19 protein-coding genes are annotated in these 23,403 nt (G+C 56.1%); 2 read left to right on the top strand and 17 right to left on the bottom strand.

Features of this window, described 5'->3' with window-relative positions:
• Positions 1-91 precede the first annotated feature (91 nt).
• The 12 genes from IDH45_RS07480 to IDH45_RS07425 all read right to left on the bottom strand — a co-directional run bounded on the left by IDH45_RS07480 (position 92) and on the right by IDH45_RS07425 (position 15,762).
• Positions 92-1,165, bottom strand: a complete 1,074-nt coding sequence (locus IDH45_RS07480; RefSeq protein WP_190926162.1) for an undecaprenyldiphospho-muramoylpentapeptide beta-N-acetylglucosaminyltransferase — start codon at positions 1,163-1,165, stop codon at positions 92-94.
• A gap of 5 nt (positions 1,166-1,170) precedes the next feature.
• On the bottom strand, positions 1,171-2,268 hold the full coding sequence (spoVE, locus tag IDH45_RS07475) for a stage V sporulation protein E (protein ID WP_190926161.1): 1,098 nt from the start codon (positions 2,266-2,268) through the stop codon (positions 1,171-1,173).
• Positions 2,269-2,709: 441 nt separating this feature from the next.
• Positions 2,710-4,134 (bottom strand): UDP-N-acetylmuramoyl-L-alanine--D-glutamate ligase, encoded by a 1,425-nt coding sequence (gene murD, locus IDH45_RS07470; protein ID WP_190926160.1) that lies wholly within the window; start codon positions 4,132-4,134, stop codon positions 2,710-2,712.
• Positions 4,135-4,151: 17 nt separating this feature from the next.
• Positions 4,152-5,108 carry a phospho-N-acetylmuramoyl-pentapeptide-transferase gene (gene mraY, locus IDH45_RS07465; protein WP_190926156.1) on the bottom strand — a complete coding sequence of 319 codons (957 nt, stop codon included), beginning with the start codon at positions 5,106-5,108 and terminating at the stop codon, positions 4,152-4,154.
• Between the two features lie 22 nt (positions 5,109-5,130).
• Complete coding sequence (locus IDH45_RS07460; protein WP_190926154.1) at positions 5,131-6,522, bottom strand: UDP-N-acetylmuramoyl-tripeptide--D-alanyl-D-alanine ligase; 1,392 nt, start codon at positions 6,520-6,522, stop codon at positions 5,131-5,133.
• The gene (locus IDH45_RS07455) at positions 6,519-8,006 is read right to left on the bottom strand and encodes a UDP-N-acetylmuramoyl-L-alanyl-D-glutamate--2,6-diaminopimelate ligase (protein WP_190926153.1); all 1,488 of its coding nucleotides are present in this window, start codon (positions 8,004-8,006) and stop codon (positions 6,519-6,521) included. The genes IDH45_RS07460 and IDH45_RS07455 overlap by 4 nt, the downstream gene beginning before the upstream one ends.
• A gap of 170 nt (positions 8,007-8,176) precedes the next feature.
• Positions 8,177-10,105, bottom strand: coding sequence for a stage V sporulation protein D (locus tag IDH45_RS07450; RefSeq protein WP_190926152.1), 1,929 nt, complete (start codon positions 10,103-10,105; stop codon positions 8,177-8,179).
• A gap of 168 nt (positions 10,106-10,273) precedes the next feature.
• A complete protein-coding gene (locus IDH45_RS07445; RefSeq protein WP_190926151.1) occupies positions 10,274-12,544 on the bottom strand; it encodes a penicillin-binding transpeptidase domain-containing protein in 2,271 nt (756 codons plus the stop codon).
• 25 nt (positions 12,545-12,569) lie between these two features.
• Entirely contained in the window at positions 12,570-12,959 is a 390-nt protein-coding gene (locus IDH45_RS07440; RefSeq protein WP_190926149.1) for a septum formation initiator family protein, read from the bottom strand.
• 48 nt (positions 12,960-13,007) lie between these two features.
• A complete protein-coding gene (gene rsmH, locus IDH45_RS07435) occupies positions 13,008-13,967 on the bottom strand; it encodes a 16S rRNA (cytosine(1402)-N(4))-methyltransferase RsmH (RefSeq protein WP_190926147.1) in 960 nt (319 codons plus the stop codon).
• 79 nt (positions 13,968-14,046) lie between these two features.
• Positions 14,047-14,484: a division/cell wall cluster transcriptional repressor MraZ gene (gene mraZ / locus IDH45_RS07430; RefSeq protein ID WP_190926145.1), complete on the bottom strand. Its 438-nt coding sequence runs from the start codon at positions 14,482-14,484 to the stop codon at positions 14,047-14,049.
• A gap of 147 nt (positions 14,485-14,631) precedes the next feature.
• The gene (locus IDH45_RS07425) at positions 14,632-15,762 is read right to left on the bottom strand and encodes a DUF4349 domain-containing protein (RefSeq protein WP_190926144.1); all 1,131 of its coding nucleotides are present in this window, start codon (positions 15,760-15,762) and stop codon (positions 14,632-14,634) included.
• Between the two features lie 287 nt (positions 15,763-16,049).
• Here IDH45_RS07425 and IDH45_RS07420 point away from each other — a divergent pair, with 287 nt between their 5' ends.
• Positions 16,050-16,268, top strand: coding sequence for a hypothetical protein (locus tag IDH45_RS07420; RefSeq protein ID WP_190926142.1), 219 nt, complete (start codon positions 16,050-16,052; stop codon positions 16,266-16,268).
• An 18-nt stretch (positions 16,269-16,286) separates the two neighbouring features.
• A complete protein-coding gene (locus IDH45_RS07415; protein WP_190926140.1) occupies positions 16,287-16,616 on the top strand; it encodes a hypothetical protein in 330 nt (109 codons plus the stop codon).
• Between the two features lie 675 nt (positions 16,617-17,291).
• Here IDH45_RS07415 and IDH45_RS07410 read toward each other — a convergent pair.
• From IDH45_RS07410 to IDH45_RS07390, 5 genes are all read right to left on the bottom strand, one after another.
• On the bottom strand, positions 17,292-18,560 hold the full coding sequence (locus IDH45_RS07410; RefSeq protein ID WP_190926138.1) for an adenosylhomocysteinase: 1,269 nt from the start codon (positions 18,558-18,560) through the stop codon (positions 17,292-17,294).
• A 49-nt stretch (positions 18,561-18,609) separates the two neighbouring features.
• Positions 18,610-20,244 (bottom strand): bacillithiol biosynthesis cysteine-adding enzyme BshC, encoded by a 1,635-nt coding sequence (gene bshC / locus IDH45_RS07405; protein ID WP_190926136.1) that lies wholly within the window; start codon positions 20,242-20,244, stop codon positions 18,610-18,612.
• 238 nt (positions 20,245-20,482) lie between these two features.
• On the bottom strand, positions 20,483-21,439 hold the full coding sequence (locus IDH45_RS07400) for an ABC transporter ATP-binding protein (protein WP_190926134.1): 957 nt from the start codon (positions 21,437-21,439) through the stop codon (positions 20,483-20,485).
• On the bottom strand, positions 21,436-22,428 hold the full coding sequence (locus IDH45_RS07395) for an ABC transporter ATP-binding protein (RefSeq protein WP_190926132.1): 993 nt from the start codon (positions 22,426-22,428) through the stop codon (positions 21,436-21,438). Before IDH45_RS07395 ends, IDH45_RS07400 begins: the two co-directional genes overlap by 4 nt.
• Before the next feature lie 43 nt (positions 22,429-22,471).
• Positions 22,472-23,392: an ABC transporter permease gene (locus tag IDH45_RS07390; protein WP_223836467.1), complete on the bottom strand. Its 921-nt coding sequence runs from the start codon at positions 23,390-23,392 to the stop codon at positions 22,472-22,474.
• Between the last annotated feature and the right edge of the window lie 11 nt (positions 23,393-23,403).

The raw sequence follows: 23,403 nt of genomic DNA, 5'->3' as shown, positions 1-23,403 counted from the left end.
TGTATAGTATGTAAGAGGGCCGGATGTGTGACAAACGCCCATCTGTGCGGGCGCGGATAAGCGGGGCGCGGCTGCGGAGCAAGCATCGCGGTCAGCTCCGGGCCTCGGACAGCCGCTCGATCAGGGCGATGATTTGCATGACGCTGTCCTGATTGGAATACGCGTTCATCCGGTTGATGTAGGTTTCCCGCTGCTCATAGAGACGAAGCAAGCCGTCCAGCAGCGTATCGGACGTTAGCTGCTCCTCCTCCAGCACATCGGAGAAGCCTTGGCTGCGGAACGATTCCGCGTTGAGGATCTGGTCGCCCCGGGAAGCGTTTTTGGACAGCGGAACAAGCAGCATCGGTTTGCGCAGCGACAAAAATTCGAAGATGGACGTCGAGCCCGAACGGGATACGACAACGTCGGCCATGGCCAGCAGATCGGGCAGCTCGGTCGTCACGTATTCGAATTGCCGGTAGCCGCGGACGCCGTTCAGCTGCGGGTCCGCATGGCCTTTGCCGCACAGATGTACGATCTGAAACGTCTCGAGCAGCCGGCTGAGTCCGCTCCGGACCGCCTCGTTGATCGCTCTCGCCCCGAGAGAGCCGCCCATAATGAACAATACCGGCTTCCGGCTGTGAAAATCACAGAGTGAGAGTCCCTTCGCCTTGCTGCCGCGCTTCACCTCGTCGCGGATCGGCAGCCCCGTGCACTCCGCCTTGCCTCCGGGCATATGGCGCAGCGTCTCGGGGAACGTGACGCAGATGTGCGAAGCGAATGGAACGGACAGCTTGTTGGCCAGCCCCGGCGTCATATCCGACTCATGGATGATGACGGGAATCCGGTTCATCCAGCCCGCCACGACAACCGGAACGGACACGAAGCCGCCTTTGGAAAAGACGGCGTCCGGCTTCAGCTTGCGTATAGTCCGGTAAGCGTCGAAGACGCCCTTGATCACTTTAAATGGATCTTTGAAATTTTTCAGATCGAAGTAACGGCGAAGCTTTCCCGACGAGATCGGATGGAACGGAATGCGGGCTTCCTCGATAATGGTTTTCTCGATGCCGTCCGCCGAGCCGATGTAATTCACATTCCAGCCGCTCTCGCGCAGTCTGGATATAAGCGCCAGATTAGGCGTTACATGGCCCGCCGAGCCTCCGCCGGTGAAGACGATCGATTTCATGGATGTCACCTCGCATAGCGGGAAATATTCAACAGCACGCCGATGGCGGTCAGCATAAGCGTCAGTGACGAGCCTCCTGCGCTGATGAGCGGCAGCGTAATTCCGGTTACCGGAAACATGCCGATAACGACGCCGATATTAATAATAACCTGGACTGCGATCATCCCGACGATCCCGACAGCCAGCAGGCTGCCGTACGAATCGGGAGCGGTAATCGCCGTCCGCATCCCTCTCCAGACGAGCAGCGCGAACAGCAGCAGGATCGTGGCACCGCCGATAAAGCCCAATTCTTCGGCGATGATCGAGAAAATAAAGTCCGTCTGCGGCTCGGGCAAATAGCTGTACTTTTGCCGGCTCATGCCGAGCCCGAGTCCGGCCAGCCCTCCGGGGCCAATCGCGTATAAAGACTGAATCGACTGATACCCCGCTCCGAGCGGGTCCTGCCAAGGATCGAGGAAAGCGGTGATCCGCTTGAGCCGGTAAGGCGCCGCAGCGATCAGCCCGACAAACCCGGCCACCCCAACCAGAGCGAGGTACGATAAGTGCGAGATCCGGGCACCTGCGGTGAAAATGATAAGCAGCGACGCACCGACAAGAACGACGCCCGTTCCGAGATCGGGCTGCAGCATAATCATCCCGAAAGCAAGCCCCATAATGCCGAGAGGCGGCACAAGCCCGCGCGTAAACTCGGTTATTTTCGACTGGTCCTCGGACAGCCATTTCGCCAGAAATACGATCATGCCCAGCTTCATAAACTCGGACGGCTGAATCCCCAGAGAGCCGATGCCGAGCCAGCTGCGCGCCCCGCCACGGACAACCCCGATTCCGGGAATAAGGACGATAACGAGCAGCGCGAAACAGACGATGAGGCCGACTTTCGCATACTTTTTCCATACCCAGTAGTCGAGGTTCATCGTAACAAACATCGCGGCTATGCCCAGAACGGCAAAAATCAGCTGGCGCTTCAAATAGTAATAATAGTCCCCATAGTCGTGAAAAGCCAAAACCGCGCTGGCGCTGTACACCATCACAACGCCGATCGTCAAAATAAGCAGTGTGGATATGAGAATCCACGGATCGGGAAACGAACGCACTTTAGACATCGCCGCATACCTCCATAGACGGGGGAGAATACGTAGAAACCGGCGCTTCACAAACCATGAATCGGCTTATTGGAGTTATGCTCTATAACTCTCCTAAGCACACGCCCTCTCTACTTCCTTCCCCACTCTTGGGCTTGTTTGCAGCGACTCTCTCCGCCGGAACTGCGGGAGGCGGTGCCGTTGCGGGCTGCAAGTAACATTCAAACTTGTATGCGAAACTGGAATACCGAAGGATTGCAAGGATAGAGCGAAGAGTTTACGTCCCGCCTTTGAAAGGGTGTCCTTCCCTACCATCCATTCCAAAAGGACACCATTTCAACAAGCGGGCGAAGCCTATCCTTCAAGCCTGGACTTTCAATCACATCTCTCATACAAGTTTGCACTATCGCAGCCGCACCAGCACGCCCCCCCCGGCGAACGGTCGATGTAAACAAGCCCTCTCTACAACTTATGCACCGACTCTTTAAACATGCGTCCCCGAATCTCGTAAGACTCGAACATATCCCAACTGGCGCAGGCCGGCGAGAGCAGCACGATATCTCCCGGTGCGGCCATTGACCGCGCCGTGTGGACCGCCTCGTCGAGCGTATCGGCTGCACTGTTCCCAGTATCGACCGATTTTACGGCGCTAATCCCTGCCTCCTCCGCCAGCCTGGCGAAGATATCGCGAGTCTCTCCCAGCGAAACGACCGCTTTCACCTTCTCGCGCAGCAGCGGCAGCAGGTCGCGGAAGTCCAGCTTCCGGTCCTGTCCGCCGGCGATCAGCACAATCGGCTGCTCGAAAGATTCCAGCGCCCTGATCGTAGCCAGCGAGTTGGTCGCTTTCGAATTGTTGTAGTACCCGATCCCTTCGCGCTCGGTTACGAATTCCAGACGGTGCTCAACGCCCCGAAACTCCCGGAGCGCCTTCACGACCGGCTCGAGTCCGGCTCCCGCCGACATGGCTACTGCGACAGCGGCCAGAGCGTTCTCGGCGTTGTGTTTGCCGGGAAGTCCAAGTTCCTTAACCGGCAGCACGACAGTTTCCTGACCGGCGGCATCGCGGTATACGATCCGATGACGTTCCGTGAGCGCTTCCTCCGGCGAGGCGAGCGGTGGATCGACAAATACACCGCGATGGAGCCGCTCCTTCATAGAAAACGGGACAAGCTGAGCACGGACGGTGCCCGCGATTCGTCTGCATTCCGGGTCGTCAAAATTGACTACCGCTACGTCTTCCGGCAGTTGGTTCGCAAACAGCTTCGCCTTCGATTCGATATAATCGTCCATCGTTCCATGATAATCGAGATGGGTCTCGCACAGGTTGAGCAGACAAGCGATGCGCGGACGGAACGACACCGTCCCCTTTAATTGAAAGCTGCTCAGCTCCACGACCATCCGGTTGTCCGGAGTTGCCTCCAGAGCCGCCTCGCATAAGGCGATCCCGATATTCCCGGCGATGATCGGCTTCAGGCCGGCATTTTCCAGCATAAGTCCGATCCAGGTCGTCGTGGTCGTCTTGCCGTTCGACCCGGTAATCCCGATAATCGGCGCTTCGCACGTATAGTTCGCCACCTCGACCTCGGTGACCACTTCGATGCCGAGACGCTCCGCTTCCTTAATAGGAGGAATGGAGTACGGAATGCCCGGATTTTTGACGACGAGCGCCACGCCCGGATGAATCAGCGTATCCGGATGACCCCCGCATAGAACAGAAATACCCAGAGCCGTCAGTTCGTCGGCCTCAGGGCATAAAGAGCGTTCCTTCATATCGTTAACCTTCACGGCGGCGCCGTGTTCGTGAAACAGCTTTGCCACCGTCACTCCGCTGCGCGCGAGGCCGAGGATGACGACTTCCCGGCCCCGGTAAAACTCGGGATGATTCATAGGTTTGCAACCCACCTTTATAAAGTAAACAGCGCAAGTGCCGCACAAGCGAGACCGGCCAGCCAGAACGTAAGAACAATGCGCCATTCCGACCATCCTACGAGCTCGTAGTGGTGATGGATCGGACTCATCTTGAACACGCGTTTGCCGCGCGTCTTAAAGGAAATGACCTGGATGACGACGGACAGCATCTCGATCACGAATACAGCGCCGATGATCAGGATCAGCAGCTCCGACTTCGTCAGCATCGCCGCGGCGGCGAGCCCGCCGCCGATTCCGAGAGAACCGGTGTCGCCCATAAACACTTTGGCCGGATGCGCGTTGAAGACGAGAAAGCCAAGCACTGCGCCAACCATAGCGGCCGAGAAAAAGGCGGTTTCCATCTCGGAGGTGACCATGGCGATAATCGTATAAGCGCCGAAAGCGATCGCGCTCGTCCCGGCCAGCAGACCGTCCAGCCCATCCGTAAAATTCACCGCATTCGACATGCCCAGCATCATGATAACGGCAAAAGGCACATACAGCCACCAGCCGAGCTCGAACGAGAAATTGGTGAACGGTACCGTCAGTTCGGTGCTGTGCCCGCTCCGATATAAAAGGTAACATACGACGCCGGAGAAAAACAACTGTCCGAACAATTTCTGCCTTGCGGTAAGTCCGAGCGAGCGTTTAAACAAGATTTTGATATAATCGTCCAAAAAGCCGATCAAGCCATATCCTAACGTGGCGACAATCAGGATAACCGCTTCCGCTGTTTTGTCGGAAAACCGTAAAAAGGCAATCGATAATGCGAGCAAGATGATCGTTCCGCCCATGGTCGGGGTTCCCGCTTTTTTCAGATGCCCTTGCGGACCGTCGGTGCGAATCTGCTGGCCGAACTTGAGCCGCCGCAGGATCGGGATGCAGATGGGCCCGAGAATAAGCGCGAGCACAAATGCGGCGCCCATTGTAAACAAGATAACACGTATATCCATGACAGTCGGTTCCCCCTCCCTTCTACAGCTGCTGTTCTATGAGGCGATGGACGACTTCTTCCAGCCGCATTCCTCTCGATCCTTTCACCAGCACAATATCGTCCGGCTTCGCATAACCCGCAAGTACAGTTGCAAGCTGGTCCTTGTCCCCGAACCAGCGAACCTTGCCTTCCGGGAAAAAGGGAGCCGCCGCATCCGCCATATGTTTGGATAACGGACCGTACGTCAACACGCAATCGAAATGTTCGGACGACAGCGTCGCTCCGATCTCCGTGTGGTATCGCACATCGTGCTCCCCGAGCTCCAGCATATCGCCGAGCACGACCAGTTTCCGGCCGAAGCCCGTCAAGTCGCGGAGCAGCTCGAGAGAGGCCAGCGTCGAAGCCGGGCTCGAATTGTACGCGTCATTCAGCACCGTCACTCCCGATACGCCCGTCAGCCGTTCGATCCGCATGCCGGTCGGCTTCATGGACGACAGCCCGGCCGCGATCTCGGCGTCGGTCAGCCCGAAGTAACGTCCGATCGCTACGGCGGCCATGGCGTTGACCACATTATGTTTGCCGAGCAGAGGAATAGAAAAGACAGGCTCCTCCGCGCCGTTCACGGTAAACCTCGTTCCGTCTCCGTCGATCTCGATCCCGGTGGGTCTCAGGTCATTCCCTGCGCTTGCGCCGAACCGGACGACGTTCATGGACGCAGGCTTGCGGACATGCGGCAGCAGCCGGTCCAGCAGAGGCTCGTCGCCCAAATAGGCGAACACCCCGTCTTGCTTCAAGCCGCTTAAAATCTCCAGCTTCGCCTTCGCGATCCCTTCCCTCGAACCGAGGTACTCCATATGCGCCTCGCCGATCATCGTAATGACCGCCGCTTCCGGCTTGGCGATGTGCGTCAGCAGCTCGATCTCGTGAAAGCCGCGCATTCCCATCTCCAATACGGCAAGTTCCGTTCGCTCATCCATCTGCAAAATCATCAGCGGCAATCCGATATCACCGTTCAAATTGCCTTCCGTCTTATGAACGTTATATTTGACGGCCAGTACGGCCGCAATCATATCTTTGGTCGTCGTCTTGCCGTTGCTGCCGGTGATGCCCGTGATCCGGACAGGCAACTGCTCGCGGTACTGCGAAGCAAGCTGCTGCAGCGCCGCCAGCGCATCGTCGACGAGAATCGCCGGAACGCCTTCGGGAGGCTCGCCGCGGTCCCGCTGCCACAATGTGGCAGCAGCCCCTTTGGCGTAAGCTTCTTTTGCGTATTCATGCCCGTCGAACCTCTCTCCGATTATCGGAACATACAAATTGCCGGCCTGAATCGTCCTCGTATCTTTGGATACGCCTCGGATGACGGCCGACCCTTCGCCGTGTACCGCCTTCCCGGCTACCATACGGGCGATTTCGCCGAACGTACGAATGATCACTTCGATCTACCCCTTATCGCTTCCTGGGCGACAAGCCGGTCGTCGAAATGATGCTGGACGCCGCCCACGATCTGGTATGATTCATGCCCTTTTCCCGCAATTAATACTACATCGTTCGGGCTTGCCATTTCAACTGCTTTATATATCGCTTCGCGTCGGTCGGCCAGAAGTTCGTAACGGTCCTGGCTGAGCCCCGCCGCCGTTATGCCCGGTTCAATATCGGCCAATATCGACTCCGGCGGCTCGGAACGCGGATTGTCGGAAGTGACGAACACATAGTCGCTGTAGCGGGCTGCTACACGGCCCATCGCAGGGCGCTTCGTCTTGTCGCGGTCTCCTCCGCAGCCGAATACGGTAAGAATCCGGCCTTCGCAAAACTCGCGGATCGTTGCAAGCGCATTTTCCAGGCCGTCCGGCGTATGCGCGTAATCGACGATAACGAGAAACTCGTGATCCCCTTCCACCGTCTCCATCCGCCCGGGGACGACGCTCACCCTATCCAGACTATTCGCTATGCTTGAAAGTGGAATCTGCTCCAGCAAAGTTGATGAAATGGCCCCAAGCGCATTGTATACGTTGAATTTGCCTACCAGTCTCATCTGAATTTCCGCCGTTTCCCCGAACGCCGATACGGTAAATCGCGTGCCTTTCGGCGACATCTTAATGTCGGTCGCCCGGACGTCGGCATCTTTGCCGAACCCGTAACGGATCACCTGCGCGCTTGTTTGCGATGCCAAATAATCGGAGGCATCGTCGTCGGCATTCAGCACCGCATACACGGCGTCGTCCGGATTCGCGGTGAACTCGTTGCCGAGCCGCGAGAAAAACAGTCCTTTGGCGGCCCGGTACTGCTCCATCGTTTGATGAAAATCAAGATGGTCCTGAGTCAGGTTCGTAAACAGGGCGGTCCGGAACTTGCAGCCCTTCACGCGTCCGAGCTCGAGCGCGTGGCTCGAAACTTCCATAACCGCGTATTGCGCTCCGGCGTCCCGCATCTTCCGCAAATTCATCTGCAGCTCGAGCGCCTCCTGCGTCGTTCGCTCCGCCTCGAACCATTCATCGCCGATCTTCATGCTGATCGTTCCCATCAGACCGGTCGGATAGCCGTTATCCCGCAAAATGGATTCGATGAGCGTCGTCGTCGTCGTTTTTCCGTTAGTACCGGTAACGCCGATCAGCTTCATCTCCCGGCTCGGATAGCCATAATAAAAGCTGGCCGCTACCGCCATCGCGAACCGCGCATCCTTGACGAACAGTTTGGGAAGCTGGACCGGGACGTCCCGCTCAACGATCAGAGCGGCCGCACCAGCCTCAGCGGCTTTGGCGGCAAAATCGTGTCCATCGCTGACGAGGCCCGGTATGCACAGAAACAAATCGCCCGGCCGCACTTTACGGGAGTCGGTCTGAATGCCGGTTACGAACGTATCCGCATCTCCCGTCAGCCGGGAAGCGGCAAATAGAGAAGCGAACTGCCGAAGCTGCATAAATGTCCCCCCTTGAAGCCGTTATAGTAAAAAGGAATGGCTCTTCTATGAAACGTTGCTTTGAACGCTGAGATTATGTTTTCGATGTGGCGATTCGTAGACATACAGAGCCTACTCTGTATGTCTACGAATCGCCATAACTATTATAGACCAAAACCTCCCCCTTGCAATCACGATTCCGGGTGATTTCCCATATAAATCCGAATCGTAGTGCCCTGTTCCACACGGTCGCCCGCCTTAGGAGCCTGGCTGATCACTTCGTCGCCGCTGCCGAACTTCTCCAGCCGGAAGTTCATATTCATATTCTCATACAAATCGCTGACCGAATGTCCGATCAGATTCGGTACTTCCACCAGCTTCGTCTCGCCGTACCGGTATTCCCGCTCGATCTGGTCTTTGCGGGGCTCAACGCCCATGTAACGCAGCGCATCGCTCATTACGTTTTTGACGATCGGAGCGGCGACGAGACCGCCGAACTGAATGCCAGCCGGATCGTCGACCGCCACATAGATCACGATCTTCGGATCGTCCGCCGGCGCAAAGCCGATAAACGAGACGATATGCTCATCCGGCGAATAGCGGCCGTTAATGACTTTTTGCGCCGTACCCGTTTTGCCGCCGACCCGGTAGCCGTCTACAAACGCCGGCCGTCCCGTTCCTTTGGCCACTACGCTTTCCAGCGCTTCGCGCACCTGCTTCGAGGTCGACTCGGAGATCACCTGACGGACCAGTTCGGGTTCTACGCTATTCACTTTCTCGCCGGTTTCCGGATTGTACCACGCTTTGGCCACGTGCGGCTTGAACAGCTTGCCGCCGTTAATCGCGGCCGACACGGCGGTAATTTGCTGAATCGGGGTAACCGAGACGCCTTGGCCGAACGAAGTCGTCGCAAGCTCGACGGGGCCGACCCGGGACAGCTTGAACAAAATGCCGTTTTCTTCTCCGCCGATATCGATGCCGGTCTTCTGCCCGAAGCCGAAGCGGCGGATATAATCAAACAGCGATTCTTTGCCGAGCCGCTGTCCCATCACCACAAAGCCCGGGTTGCACGAATTCTCGACCACTTGCAGAAACGACTGGCTGCCGTGTCCGCCCCGCTTCCAGCAGCGGAGTCTGGCGCCTCCCACTTCGATAAAGCCCGGATCGTAGAAATGCTCGTTTTTCAAATCCACTTTTTTCTCTTCCAAAGCGGCCGCCAGCGTAATGATTTTGAATGTCGATCCCGGCTCGTACGTCATCCAGATCGGCAAATTGCGATTATACACCTCGGAAGGAAAGTCGCGAAAGTTCGTCGGATCGTACGTCGGCCGGCTTGACATCGCGAGAATTTCACCGGTATTCGGGTCCATCGCGATGCCGATCGCGTTTTTCGCCTGATGCTGGACCATCGCCTGATCGAGCTCGCGTTCCAGAAAAGACTGAATGTTTTTGTCGATCGTCAGTTGCAAGTTCAGACCGTCTTTGGGCGGGATGTATTGCTCCGATGTACCCGGCATGTAGCGCCCCGCCGCGTCGCTCAAATACGACACGCTTCCGTTAATGCCCCGCAGCTCCGCATTATAAGCCGCCTCGACTCCGGTCAATCCCTGGTTGTCAATCCCGGTAAACCCGAGAATATGGGAAGCGAACGAGCCGAACGGATAATACCGCTTATTGTCCTCAGCCACCTCGATACCCGGCAAATTCAGCTCCCGGACTTCCTTAGCCCTCTCCTCGGTCATTTTACGCCCGGCTGGCCGGATATAGACGCTGGATTGCTTTTTTGTAATCGTCGCGTAAATCTCATCTTCATTCATTTGCAGCACACGGCCCAGTTCCCTCGCCGTGCCGCGCGCGTCCTGGATCTGGGCGGGAATGGCCAGGACGGACGGAGAACTGACGTTGTAAGTCAGACGTACTCCGCTCCGGTCCAAAATATCGCCCCGCTTTGCGGCGAACGGTATGTTGCGGCGCCACGAATCTTCCGCCTTCTCCGCCAAATCCCCGCCGATCCATAGCTGGACGTAAGCCAGACGCAGAACAAGCGCGGCAAAAATAATCCCGCTTCCGAGAAGCGCAATAAACAATCTGCGACGAACGGTAACACTGGATACTTTCACGAAGAGAGCCCCCCTCACGCTTTCCTCCGAAATCGTCAGCCGCAGCTCGTACGCCTTCCTTTTTCGGATCAAGCTTGCTAGATCTTATCTACAGAAATAGCTAGAACGTTTCATAACATAGCTATTCCTGGGTGAGGGGGGTTAGAACAAGCTCTTTCGCTAGCTTTCTTACTGTTTTTTGTCCGTCTTTTGCTTTGGATCGCTATTTTTCGCAGAATTGGCTGGCTGCTGTTTGTTCGCGGTTTCGGTCTTGGCCGCCAATTTGGCCGCCTCCGCCTTCGCTTTCTCCAGATCGATCCAAGGAACGAGCTGAAGCACCGCGACTTGTTGTCCGCCTTCGTCTGCAGATAACGTTTGCGAGGCGACATAACCTTCGCCGGTCACCTGGCAGTTCACTTTCAGAAACGAGCAGACGGCGAGCGCGTCGCGCAGCGATTTGCCCTGCAGGTTAGGCAGATCCATCCCCGCCTTCTCCTCGGTTACCAAATAGATTCGTTGCGTCGGTCCGATTTCCGTACCGCCTTCGGGAAATTGGGCTACAACGGACGCCCCTTTGCCCAGCACATCGTACTTGATTTTCGAATCACCCAGATCTTTCTTCGCTTCTATAAGCAGTTTGCCTTCCACTTGGGGGGCGACCACTTTTTTGTCGATACCCGACAGTTCCTGCTTGACGGTTGCCGAGACGTTCATATAACGCAAGCTTTGCGTTACGATTTCTTTAAATACGGGAGGAGCGACCAGACCGCCGTTATGGTAATTGCCGTGCAGTTCCGGCTCGTCGGCCAGTACGAGAACCACTATTTTCGGATCTTCGACCGGCGCGTATCCGACGAACGTAATCAGCCATTTCTCCGTCGAATATTTGCCGTCGATAACCTTTTGCGCCGTTCCCGTCTTGCCGGCTACCCGGTAGCCTTCGATATAAGCATTTCTTCCCGTACCGATCTCCTGATCGGATACGACCTGCTCCAAATATTCCGTTACTTTTGCTGCAGTTTCCGGCGATACGACTTGACGAATTTCTTTCGGCTCGAACGTTTGAACCGGCTCGTTCGTCTTCGGATCAAGCACGGCTTTCACGATGTGCGGCTGCATCATCTTACCGCCGTTGGCGATCGCGGCATATGCGGCGATCTGCTGAATCGCCGTAACCGAGACGCCGCCTTGCCCGTACGTAGCGGTTGCGTAATCGACAGGATAATTGAAACGCACCAGACCTTTTGTTTCTCCGGGAATATCGATGCCCGTTCTCTCTCCGAAGCCGAATCGCGTAATATATTCCTTCAGCTTGTCCGGCTTCAGCTTCTCGTAGCCCAGCTTGACGAAAGCAACGTTACTGGAACGCTTTAATCCTTCGAGATACGAAATTTTGCCCCAGCCTTTCAAATTATGGTCTTTCAGCGTCCGGTCATAAACGGCGATCCCGCCGGACTGGAACTTGTCGTTCGGATCGAACAGTCCTTCTTCTATGGCGCCCGCAAGAGTTACGAGCTTAAACGTAGATCCCGGCTCGTACTGCGAGCCTACGGCATGGTTGTAGAAGTTTTTCGTTTCCGACTCCCAATATCTGGACGGATTAAAGGTCGGCATGTTTGCCATACCGAGGATTTCCCCCGTTTTGGGGTTCATCGCCACGACCGTCATGCTTTTCGGCTTCCATTCGTTATACGACTTCTCCAAAGCGGTCTCGATATACGACTGGATATTCCGGTCAATCGTCAACTGCAGCGTCTTGCCGTCCTCGGCTGGCTCGTAGCTGGCTTTCGCGTCCGGCAGCTCGTAGCCCATCCGGTCTTTCGTCGTACTGATATGGCCGGGCTTGCCCGTCAGCAGCTCATTGTAGGCGGCTTCGAGCCCCATCACCGCTTTGCCGTTTTTGTCGAAATACCCGAGCACGTGGGAAGCCATCGATCCCGCCGGGTAGTACCGTTTCTGCGATTCTTCCAAATACACGCCGTGGGTGTACAGATTGGCTTGCTTATTGATCGGTTCGGGCAAGTTAAGCGCCTTGGCGATCCGGTCGGCCGTCTCGGCGTCAATCTTCCAGCCTTCGCTTCGTACTTCCACCCAACTGGACAACTCACCGTCCTTATTTTGCTTCGTAACCATTTCCATCAGTTCGTTTTCCGGTTTGTTCAAAATGCTCGACAGCACTTGGACAACCGTCTGGGCGTTTTTGAGCTTATCGATCGCCGTCGGGTTTACGATGACCGTATACGAAGCGCCGTCCTCGGCGAGAACCTGATTGTACCTGTCGACGATCGATCCCCGGACCGGCTGAAGGATTTTGTTGCGCTCCCACATCGCCTGCGCTTTTTTGATCAGTTCTTTTGCGTCTACGACTTGAACCCAATAAATTTTACCGATAAGGACAATAAAAAATAGGGTGAACAATCCCCCTATCAGCAGTGTGCGCAGTTTTACTTTTCTATTCATGGCCCGGTCCTCTCACTCGTATTCATTAGCGACTATCGCCGGCGGGGGACTTTCTCTCGGTCAACTGGTTCAGCTCTTCGTTCGGGACAAGTCCGAGCGACTTTCCTTGATCGAGCAGTTTTTTCGGGTCTTGATATTTCGTGATCTCCATCTTCAGCTTGTTGTTTTCAATTTGCAGCGCCTTGACTTCACTCTCTATCTTTTGAATTCTCGTATTCATTTCATAGATTTGAGCGTAACGCCATATGATGACACCCGCCACCACGACGCATACGATGACGGTAAATAAATACAGCAGCTTCTCCTGAACCGGAATCGATTTCCGTTTGACCACGACTTTCTTCTGGTCTTGTCCTTTCGGCTTTTTGACGGGTTTCCGTTCAATCGCCAAGTTTCCGTTGATATATGCCGACACGCGGGTGTCATCCTCCTTCGGGCGTTCCCCTGGTTATATTCATGCAGATTAGACGTGCAGCTTCTCTGCTACTCTCAGCTTCGCCGATCTCGCTCTCGAATTGCGCTGCAGTTCCTCGTCCGAAGGCAGCAGCGGCTTGCGGTGCACAAGCCGGACGATCCCCTTGGTGCCGCAGACGCACATCGGGAAATCGGGCGGACACGTGCATTTTTCTACATATTTGGCGAAGGCGTGCTTACAGATCCGGTCCTCGAGCGAATGAAACGTTATCACCGCTACACGGCCGTGCGGAGCGAGACACTGGATCGATTGCTCCAGCGCATCCTCGAACGCGCCCAGCTCATCGTTCACGGCGATCCGCAGCGCCTGAAAGCTGCGCTTGGCCGGATGAGGGCCCGTTCTTCTCGCGGCTGCGGGGATCGCTTCTTTAATCAGCTCCACCAGTTGGCCGGTCGTCTCGATCGGAGCCGACTTCCGCGCTTCTTCAATCGTTCTTGCGATCTTGCGCGAAAACTTCTCTTCCCCGTACTCGAACAGGATGCGGGCAATGTCCTCCGCGCTCCATTCGTTAACGATCTCGCGTGCGGTCAAATCGGAATCCCGGTCCATCCTCATGTCCAGCTCGGCGTCGTGGTTGTAGCTGAATCCGCGGTCCGCTTCATCCAGTTGCGGCGACGATACACCCAGATCGAACAAGATCCCGTCCACCTGCGGCACTCCGTCCTTCTTCGGTACGAAATCGAGGCGGCCCAGTACGCTCCGCAAATATCTGAAGTTGCTCTTGACCATATGTACCCGTTCACCGAATGGAGCCAGCGCGATTCGGCCGTTCTCCAGGGCGATATCGTCCTGGTCGAAAGCAATCAGCCGGCCTTGCTCCCCCAGCCTGGAAGCGATCAGCGAGCTGTGGCCCGCCCCGCCCATCGTGCAGTCTACATAGATGCCGTCAGGCCTGATCGCCAGCGCTTCTACCGATTCTTCCTTTAATACCGTCACATGCTCGAACAAACTGCGCCCTCCTGTAAGTCCGGCGCAGCGATTGCCAGCCGGACGATTCTATCGTACGAAATGTGTAAAATCGACAAGGTTAGAGATCAAAATTGAAGTCGACGAGCTTCTCCGCAATCTCATTAAACGACTCCTCCGACTGCTCATAATAGCTTTCCCAAACTTGCTTGCTCCAAATCTCCACCCGGTTCGAGACTCCCAGTACGACGCAGTCCTTGTCCAGCTTGGCGTATTCGCACAAGTTTCTCGGGATATTGATGCGGCCTTGCTTATCCAGCTCGCATTCGGTTGCGCCGGAGAAGAAAAACCTGGTGAACGCGCGGGCGTCCGCCTTCATAAGCGGCAAGCTTTTGAGCTTCTGCTCGAGTACGGCCCACTCTTCCCTGGGATATACGAACAAGCAGTTATCGAGCCCGCGGGTGACGATGAACGCGGCTCCGAGAGCTTCGCGGAACTTGGCGGGAACGATCATTCGACCTTTATCATCGACCGAGTGCTGGTATTCCCCCATGAACATCCGCTAGTCTCCCCCTTCCCGCCACTTTCACCCACTTTTCACCACTCTGACTTGTTATTCTCCATAGACAAATAAAATCCTGCCGCAAGCAGCAGGATTTTTGAAATAATTTATCAATTGTTTTCAATTTGTACTAGTCGGCTGCGCTTACGCATCGGAGGCCGGCGGCTTGCTGTCGTGATCCGCATCTCGATCCGCTTCTGAATCGGACTCGATCTGGGACAGGTTTTGCCTGCGGATCGATCTGGAACGTTCCTCCAGCTCTTTCATGCGGGCTCTCCGTCTCCGGTAGATGGTAGCTGCCGGTATGCCGACTACAGCTAGCACCGCAAGTACCGGAAGCGCCCCGGCGAGCACGATTACAACCCCTTGCAGGAAACCAAGCACAACCTTGGCGCTGCCTTTCAGCGCTTTGGCCAGCTTGCTTGCAAAGCCGCTCTCCTGCGCCTTCTCCGCTTCAACCTTCGCTTTTTCGATTTTCTGATACAGCCGAATCTCAACGGTCGAATAGGCGACGTTCTGTTCCAAATAACGCATCCGGCCTTTCAACCGCTCGACTTCGGTCTGAACGGTCTCGATCTGCTTCGAGAACGTCACCAGATCTTCACTTTTGGTCGCTTTGTCCATAAAGGAAAACAGTCTTGCCAGCTCCGCTTCTCTCGCCTTAAGCCGGGAGGTCAGGTCCACATATTCTTCCGTAACGTCCTGGCCTTGTACGCTGCGCTGGATTGACTTCGGCTTCATCTTCTCCAGATTGGCTAAAAATCCGGAGAACCCTTTGGACGGCACCTTCACGACAAGGATGCCGCTCTGCTCGTAGTCGGTCCGGTTTTCGGAAAACTGGAGCAGGTAACCGCCGGACAAATGAACCAGGTTGTTAATCTCCGTATGGGCGCTGCCGTACTCCGCTACCTCCATCGTCACATTCGCTTTGTAGATGATTTGCCGGTCGATCGACGCGGGTTGCTGCCCGGTTGGAGCAGCGCCCGGAACCGAAGCCGGCGCTCCCGCCCCGGATTGAACGTTTGTCATGCCGGATGTTGCTTGGATGCTGTCTGTTTGCTCCGCCGCTCCTGCCGCCGTGCCCGAATCGTTGGCATTGAAAATCTGGGCCGATTCCTGTTTGGCTGCCATCGTCGGTGCCGGCGCCGACTCCGAATTCATCGCCTGGTCAGTTGCCTCCTTCGCCGACCCACACCCGGCCAGCAAGCCGACGGCCAGCAGACAACCCGCCAGCAAAACGGTTCCCGTCTTACGTCCCCTTCTGAATCCGCTCAAATCTATTCCCCCTAGGTCTACCCTATTTTGACAGCGTGAATCGCAGATGAAAGCGCCGCCACTCCCTAAACGAGTCAAATCCGCTTAAGGTTGCAAAGATTTGGAAAAAAAGAGACGGCAAGATATGAGGTTTGCTGAGGGGGGCAGTTGAGGGGTTTGCAGAGGGGATTGCGGTTGCGGTTGCGGTTGCTGAGCAATCCGTACGGATTCCTCTCCCGGCGAATAAAGTCCCCTCTGTTATGGGATAACAATATTGGGAACGATATCGACTTAAAGGAGTTTTGCGCGTGATCACGTACCTCGCCTGGCTTATTGTACTTGTATCGGCTGTCGGCTTCGTACTTACCGTTATTGCGGGCCGAAAGCAGCGAGAAGGCAGGTTCGACCAAAATACGAATGCGACAACCGCCAAGCATCCGTTTCTGGCGAATCCGATCGTAATCGCTTATGTGGTGTTTCCCGTCCTGGCGGTGGTCGCCGCCGTCATGCTTTGGTTTTATGTATAATGAAGGGAGTGTTACCCGGTGGATAAGAAAAAATACTACGTCTCGGTTCAGGCCGGATCTGTGCTGGAGAATCAGGGGGACGCCGCCTACGAGTTCGAGATCTTCGCAACGGAACCGGAAGTGGACGATTTGATCGAACAGTTCGGGATGCTGAGCGATCAGGACAACGCTTCGGCCTTTCGCGCCCATCTGCCGGGCGTGCCGTATCATCAGGACGCCGAACACGACGGCTACGATTATGCGCTGACCGAAGTGTACCGGAAGCTGTACGAGCTAGGTACGGAGGAGACGAAGCATACGATCGCCGGCATGCGGGCGATCGGAGAGCAGGATCGTCCGGTCCCTTGACGGCCGCTTCTCCCGGAGGCGCTCCGTTGTGAGATGCGAATCGAAATAAGAAACCGTCCGGTAACTTCAAATCTCCCGGACGGTCTTTGACGTGCAAACCCACATGTTGGAGCGCGGAAGGTCGGGCCCATTCGCTCCAGCCGGTCGTTGTTGAGGGTGTTCCAGAACAACTCGACTCCGAATGACGCCGACGCCCGTAAACAAGTTTCATTCGAACCGATCGCGTTGGCTTCACGGGCGCTATCTGTACAGGCTACCCAACCAGATAAGAGTCTCAGCCACCTTCTATTATCGGCATTTTGGGAGGAAATAGACAAAAAGCGGCGGTTTGTACCCCTTATTTCCCCCACTTGAAGGGGGCTGCGCCTTTCTCGCGGATATAGCAGCTTCAAACCGCTTCTTATTCCGCGTCCCAGCCGGTTTTCTGACCAAATAAAGGCTGCAAACCACTCCTATTGCGACTCCTCCCCCCCAAACAGCTGCAGGACAAAGAGCCGAACGGCCACGATAACAAACGATAGGCAGCTTTTGTGACATCGCTGACCCGACAGCATAAAGCAAGGAACCCCTATTCCGCATAACCGCGGTGAATAACTTAAACTTCCTGATCTTGTGACAAAAAGCCCCTCCTGGGATCAGGAAGGGCTTGGTTTAGGTTCGGATTACAGCGGGAGATTAATGCTCCACCCAGCTGTCGAGGTACGATTTTTGCTCTTCGGTCAAGCTGTCGATGCCGAAGCCGAGCGATTCCAGCTTGAAGCGGGCAACCTGCTCGTCCAGCTCGTATGGAACGTTCACGACTTTGCTGCCGATTTCTTTGTACATGTCGTTTACGTATTTGAGCGACATCGCTTGCAGCGCGAACGTCATGTCCATAATTTCGGCCGGATGTCCGTCGCCAGCCGCGAGGTTGACCAGACGGCCTTCCGCCAAAATGTAGATTTTGCGGCCGTCTTTCAGCGCATACTCTTCGATATTGCGGCGAACCGTACGTTTGGAAGACGACAAAGCTTCCAGCTCCGGCTTGTTCACCTCTACGTCGAAGTGGCCTGCATTGGACAGGATCGCGCCGTCCTTCATCACTTCGTAATGCTCGCCGCGGATAACGTCGCGGTTGCCTGTTACCGTTACGAAGAAATCGCCGACCTTGGCAGCTTCGACCATCGGCATAACCGCGAAGCCGTCCATGTACGCTTCGACTGCTTTGATCGCGTCGATTTCCGTAACGATGACGTTAGCTCCGAGGCCTTTCGCACGCATCGCTACGCCTTTGCCGCACCAGCCGTATCCGACGACAACGACCGTTTTACCCGCCACTACCAAGTTTGTCGTCCGGTTGATGCCGTCCCAAACCGATTGGCCGGTACCGTAACGGTTGTCGAACAAATATTTACAGAAGGCGTCGTTAACCGCCACCATCGGGAATTTCAATTGGCCTTCCTTCTCCATCGCTTTCAGGCGGAGAATACCGGTCGTCGTTTCTTCCGCGCCGCCGCGAACTTGCGCGAGCAGATCTTGACGCTCCGAGTGCAGAATCGTTACGAGGTCGCCGCCGTCGTCGATGATCAGGTCCGGCTTCGTTTCCAAGGTATGAATGAGCAGTTGCTTGTACTCTTCCGGAGAAGGATTGTACTTGGCGAATACCGTGATGCCGTCTTCGACGAGAGCCGCGCACACATCGTCCTGCGTGGACAGCGGATTGCTTCCCGTGATCGTTACTTCAGCGCCGCCCGCTTGTACAACTTTGGCGAGATAAGCGGTTTTCGCTTCCAAGTGAAGGGAGATCGCCACTTTCAAACCTTTGAACGGCTGTTCTTGCTCAAAACGTTCGCGGATCCGGTTCAATACCGGCATATGAGCTTGTACCCAGTCAATTTTCAGGTGACCGTCCTTAGCCAGGGACAGATCGGTAATAATCGAGTTTTGTTGTGCCTTTGTGCTCATTCTAATAATGGCCTCCTTGAATGTAGGTTGATTCTTTGGCTCTATCCGCTTAAAAGTATACAATCCGGTGATCGCCGTCGCTGGATAGCGGTTCTTCGGCCAACTGCTGCAGCCAGCCGCCGCCGTATTTCACCCAGTACTGAAACACATTATACACTCTCTCCTGCGGCTTGCCCAGCGGCAGTACCGATTGGCGAATCCGTTCCCAGTGACGCAAGGACGTCTCGTGCTGGGAGCGGAACGCGTCCGCCGCCCTTGCTTCGAGAAATTCGATCTGCTCGACGATCTTGCTCCGATTCGTCTCCGCAAGTTTCTTCAGCCCCGGATTCAGTCCGGCCACCGTATCCACAACCGGGCCGTACAGATCGCTGAACTTCGCCTTTGCATCCGCGAACAGCTTCTCCACCTCAACCGAGCCCTGGGCCGCCAGCCAGCCGTTCATCTTGTCGTCCAGACGGCGTACGACATCGTCGAACTCGAGTCCGAACTTGCCCATCTGCTTTTGGATCGTCCCTTCAAGCAGCGTAAACTCCAGTCTCGGGACGAGCGCCGGCATCCTTAAGCCGAACAGCCGGAACGCTTCGCGGAGCAAGCCCCAGTAAGCGATCTCGGAAGGGCCGAGCACCGTGGACAAGACGGGAAACAAATAGTCCTGCATCAGCGGTCTCGTCACGACGTTGTTGCTGAGCCTGTGAGGCTCAGCCTCGGCCAGCCGCTCCAGCTCCTGCGTTGTGAACGACACCGTCCCCTTCCGGTCGACGAACAATCCGTCCCGCCGGTACAGCAAGATCCGCTCTCCCGCATCATCGTAAACGAACAAGTGCGCCTGATCGGAGTGAAGCTCGACTTGAGCTTTGTATCCCGCCTCTTCAAGACGGCTCTTGGCCTGTATCACCGTCTCGCTTAGCTCGGCTTGCCGTCCGACGATCGAACGGAACAACCCGGACTCCAGCCGCCTGAGCGAAGGGTCGTCGGAATCGACGAAGACAAGGCCGTGCTCCCCGAACAGCCAGGCGAGTGTCCGGGCAAATTGGTCGGTCAAGCTGTCCGAATCCGCGAGGATCGCCCGGAGCTTCTCCATCAGCACCGGCTTGAACTCGGTATTCATCAGCGTTTGTTCGAGCTGCGCAAGGGCAGCGTCCCAGGCTTCCTTCGGCACGTTCCACCTGCTGACCGAAGTTTTGACGCCTGCTTCCGCATTCAACTTAATCTTATGTACGGCGAGCGTATCGGAGAGCACGTAGGTATGGTTGACCTCGTCTACGTCATGATCCTCTCCGGCAATCCAGAAGACCGGCACGACTTCCCTGCCGAGTCTCGCGGACGCTCTGCGGGCTTCCGTCAAAATCGTGATCGCCTTGTAGAGCACGAGCAGCGGCCCCGTGAACAATCCCGCCTGCTGGCCGCCCGCCACGACGAGCGTTCCGCGATCCCGCAGCGATTCGATCCGATCGAGCGCCGCGGCTGCGTTCCCGATCTTCTTATTATAGGCGAGCAGCGTCCGAACGAGCTCCTCCCGATCCGCCTCCGGCCTGTCTTCCCTGTCCAGCCAGGCAACCCGTTCCCGTTCTCCGGATTCCTCCCAAGGGTTAAACTCGTACAGAGAAGCTACAGATGCGAAATCATGTATGTAATCCCGCGTAATCGGTTGTCCGGGCGCCCATCGGTAACGTTCCATTTTCATAGCGGCAACCCCTCATCGTAAGATGTCGTGCATTTTTCGCGGCAAAACTACTTCGATTGTACACGTCCGAACCCGATTCGTCAAAAAAAGATACGTCTTTCGGAACCGTTTCGTTAACGCCGTTCGCAGACCAAAGAAGCAAACGCGCGCTCACGCCGAAAAGCACCCGTCAGCGGCGGCTAAAAGGCCGTTACCGGGTGCTCGCAATCGATTCGGCTTAATACACGACGGTTAATACTTAAGCATAATGGCAAGCCGTAAAATGGCCCGGACGGGCTTCCACCAGCTCCGGCTCCACGCTTGCGCACTTCTCGGTAGCGAGCGGACAGCGGGTCCGGAACTTGCAGCCGCTCGGCGGATTCACCGGGCTCGGCAAGTCGCCGGTAAGTACGATCCGCTCCCGCGTCGCTTCGATTTCCGGATCGGGAATCGGGATGGCGGACAGCAGCGCCTTCGTATACGGATGAGTCGGATAGGCGTACAGCTCTTCGCTGGGTGCGATCTCTACGACCTTGCCCAGGTACATCACCGCCACACGGTCGCTAATATGCTTGACCATCGACAAGTCATGTGCGATGAACAAGTAAGTCAGCCCCATTTTGCGCTGAAGCTCCTGCAGCAAATTCACGACCTGCGCCTGAATCGACACGTCCAGAGCGGATATCGGCTCATCGCATATAATGAACTTCGGATCAACGGCAAGCGCCCTGGCAATCCCGACCCGCTGGCGTTGTCCGCCGGAAAACTCGTGCGGATACCGCGTCGCATGGTCTGGATTCAGCCCGACCAGATCGAGCAGGTCCTCTACACGCTTTTTACGCTCCGCCTTGCTGCCGCTCAGCTTGTGAATGTCCAGCGCTTCCCCGATAATATCGGTAATCGTCATCCTCGGGTTAAGCGAGGCGTACGGGTCCTGGAAAATCATCTGCATCTCCCGGCGCAGCGCCTTCATCTTCGAGCCCGACAAGGAGTAGATATCCGTTCCGTTAAACTGAACGGAGCCTTCGGTCGGCTCGTACAATCTTAAGATCGTACGTCCCGCCGTAGACTTGCCGCAGCCCGACTCGCCTACGACACCCAGCGTCTCGCCCTGCTTGATATTAAAGCTGATGTCGTTGACCGCCTTCAGCGTCTGGCCTTTACCGATATTGAAATATTTTTTCAAATTGCGGATTTCCACTAAGGGCTGGCTCATTGCGCCACCTCCTTGGCAAGCGGATGCGTCAGCCAGCAGCGGACCTGATGGCTGTCGCTGATCGTAGTCGTCCCCGGATCACGCTCGGCGCATATGCGCATCGCGTCGTCACAGCGGGCGCAGAAGCCGCAGCCGGCCGGAGGTTTGATCAGATCGGGAGGCGTGCCGAATATCGGAATGAGCGGCTCGTCTTTCCGCTGATCGAGCCGGGGCACCGAACGAAGCAGCCCTCTCGTATAAGGGTGCTGCGGGTTTTTGAAAATCTCCCACTTCGTGCCGGCCTCCACCACTTTGCCTGCATACATGACTATCACTTTATCGCACATATCGGCGACTACACCCAGATCGTGAGTAATCAGGATGATGGACGTCCCCAAGTTTTTCTGCAAATCTTTCATCAGCCGCAAGATTTGCGCCTGGATCGTAACGTCAAGAGCGGTAGTCGGTTCGTCAGCGATCAGCAGCGCCGGATTGCAGGCAAGCGCGATCGCGATCATCGCCCGTTGACGCATCCCGCCGGAGAATTCGTGCGGGTATTGCTTGATGCGCGATTCCGGATTCGGAATGCCGACGAGCTGCAGCATCTCCACCGCGCGGCTGTCCGCCGCCTTCGCGCTCATATTCTGGTGCTTGATAAGCCCTTCGGCGATTTGCCGGCCGATCGTCATCGTCGGGTTCAGCGAGGTCATCGGGTCCTGGAAGATCATGCCGATATCTTTGCCGCGAATGCGCTGCATCTCTTTCTCCGACTTTTTCAGCAGATCCTGGCCCAGGAAACGGACCTCGCCGCCTTTGATGATGCTGGGGGGCGACGGGATGAGCCGCATGATCGTTTGAGCGGTAACGCTTTTGCCGCAGCCGGACTCGCCTACGATCGCCACCGCTTCCCCCTTGCCGACCTGAAAGCTGACGCCGCGCACCGCTTGAACTTCTCCGCCGCGAACGCGGAACGATACCTGCAAATCTTGTACGTCCAAGATCGGTTCCATCAGGCACTCCTCCCTTCCATTGTTTCAAAAATCGATAAGCCGGTTATTTTTTCATCTTCGGATCAAATGCGTCGCGCAAGCCGTCTCCGAATACGTTAAAGGCAAACATCGTCAAGCTGATCAGTACGGCCGGGAAGAACAATCTCCAAGGCATATACATCCAGGACGAAAGCGCGTCGGAAATCATCGTCCCCCAGGAAGCCGCCGGGGAGTTGACGCCAAGACCGAGGAAGCTCAGAAACGCTTCGGCGAAAATCGCCTGAGGCACGGTCAGCGTCAGCGTCACGATAATTGGACCGGAAGCGTTCGGGATCAGATGACGGAACAAAATCCGCGAGAAGCCGGCTCCGAGCGAACGCGAGGCGAGCGCATACTCGTGGTTTTTTAGCAGCATGACCTGCCCCCTGACGATCCAGGCCATCTTGATCCATCCGGTTATGACCAGCGCGAGGATGATCGTGTACATGCTCGGTTCAAATACAACTACGAACATAATAACGATAAGCAGGTAAGGAATCGAATCCATCACTTCCGAGAAACGATTCATCGCTTCGTCGATTCGGCCGCCGAAGTAGCCCATGATGCCGCCGTAAATAACCCCGATCAGCAAATCGATCACAGCGGCGAACAGCCCGACGCGCAGCGAGATCGAAGCGCCCATCCACGTCCGCGCGAACATGTCGCGTCCGAGATCGTCCGTACCGAACCAATGCTCGGCCGACGGAGGCTGATTCGTATTGTTCAGGTCGTTCGTATAATAGTCGTAAGGCGTCATCATCTGGCCGAAAGCGGCCATAAACGCAAGAATGATCAGGATGACGAGACCCGTCATCGCGAGCTTGTTCGCCCGCAGTCTCAGCCATGCGTCTTTCCAGGAGGACAAGCTTTCACGGACGATCTTCTCCCCTTGCCTGCTCTCGTGATCCAGTTTCTCGAATTGATCCGGCGTCACCGTCTCCGGCATGCCTGGGACCG

It is taken from the genome of Paenibacillus oceani (assembly GCF_014705615.1).
GTDB lineage: Bacteria > Bacillota > Bacilli > Paenibacillales > NBRC-103111 > Paenibacillus_AB > Paenibacillus_AB oceani.
This window is presented reverse-complemented; position numbering and strand designations above follow the sequence as displayed.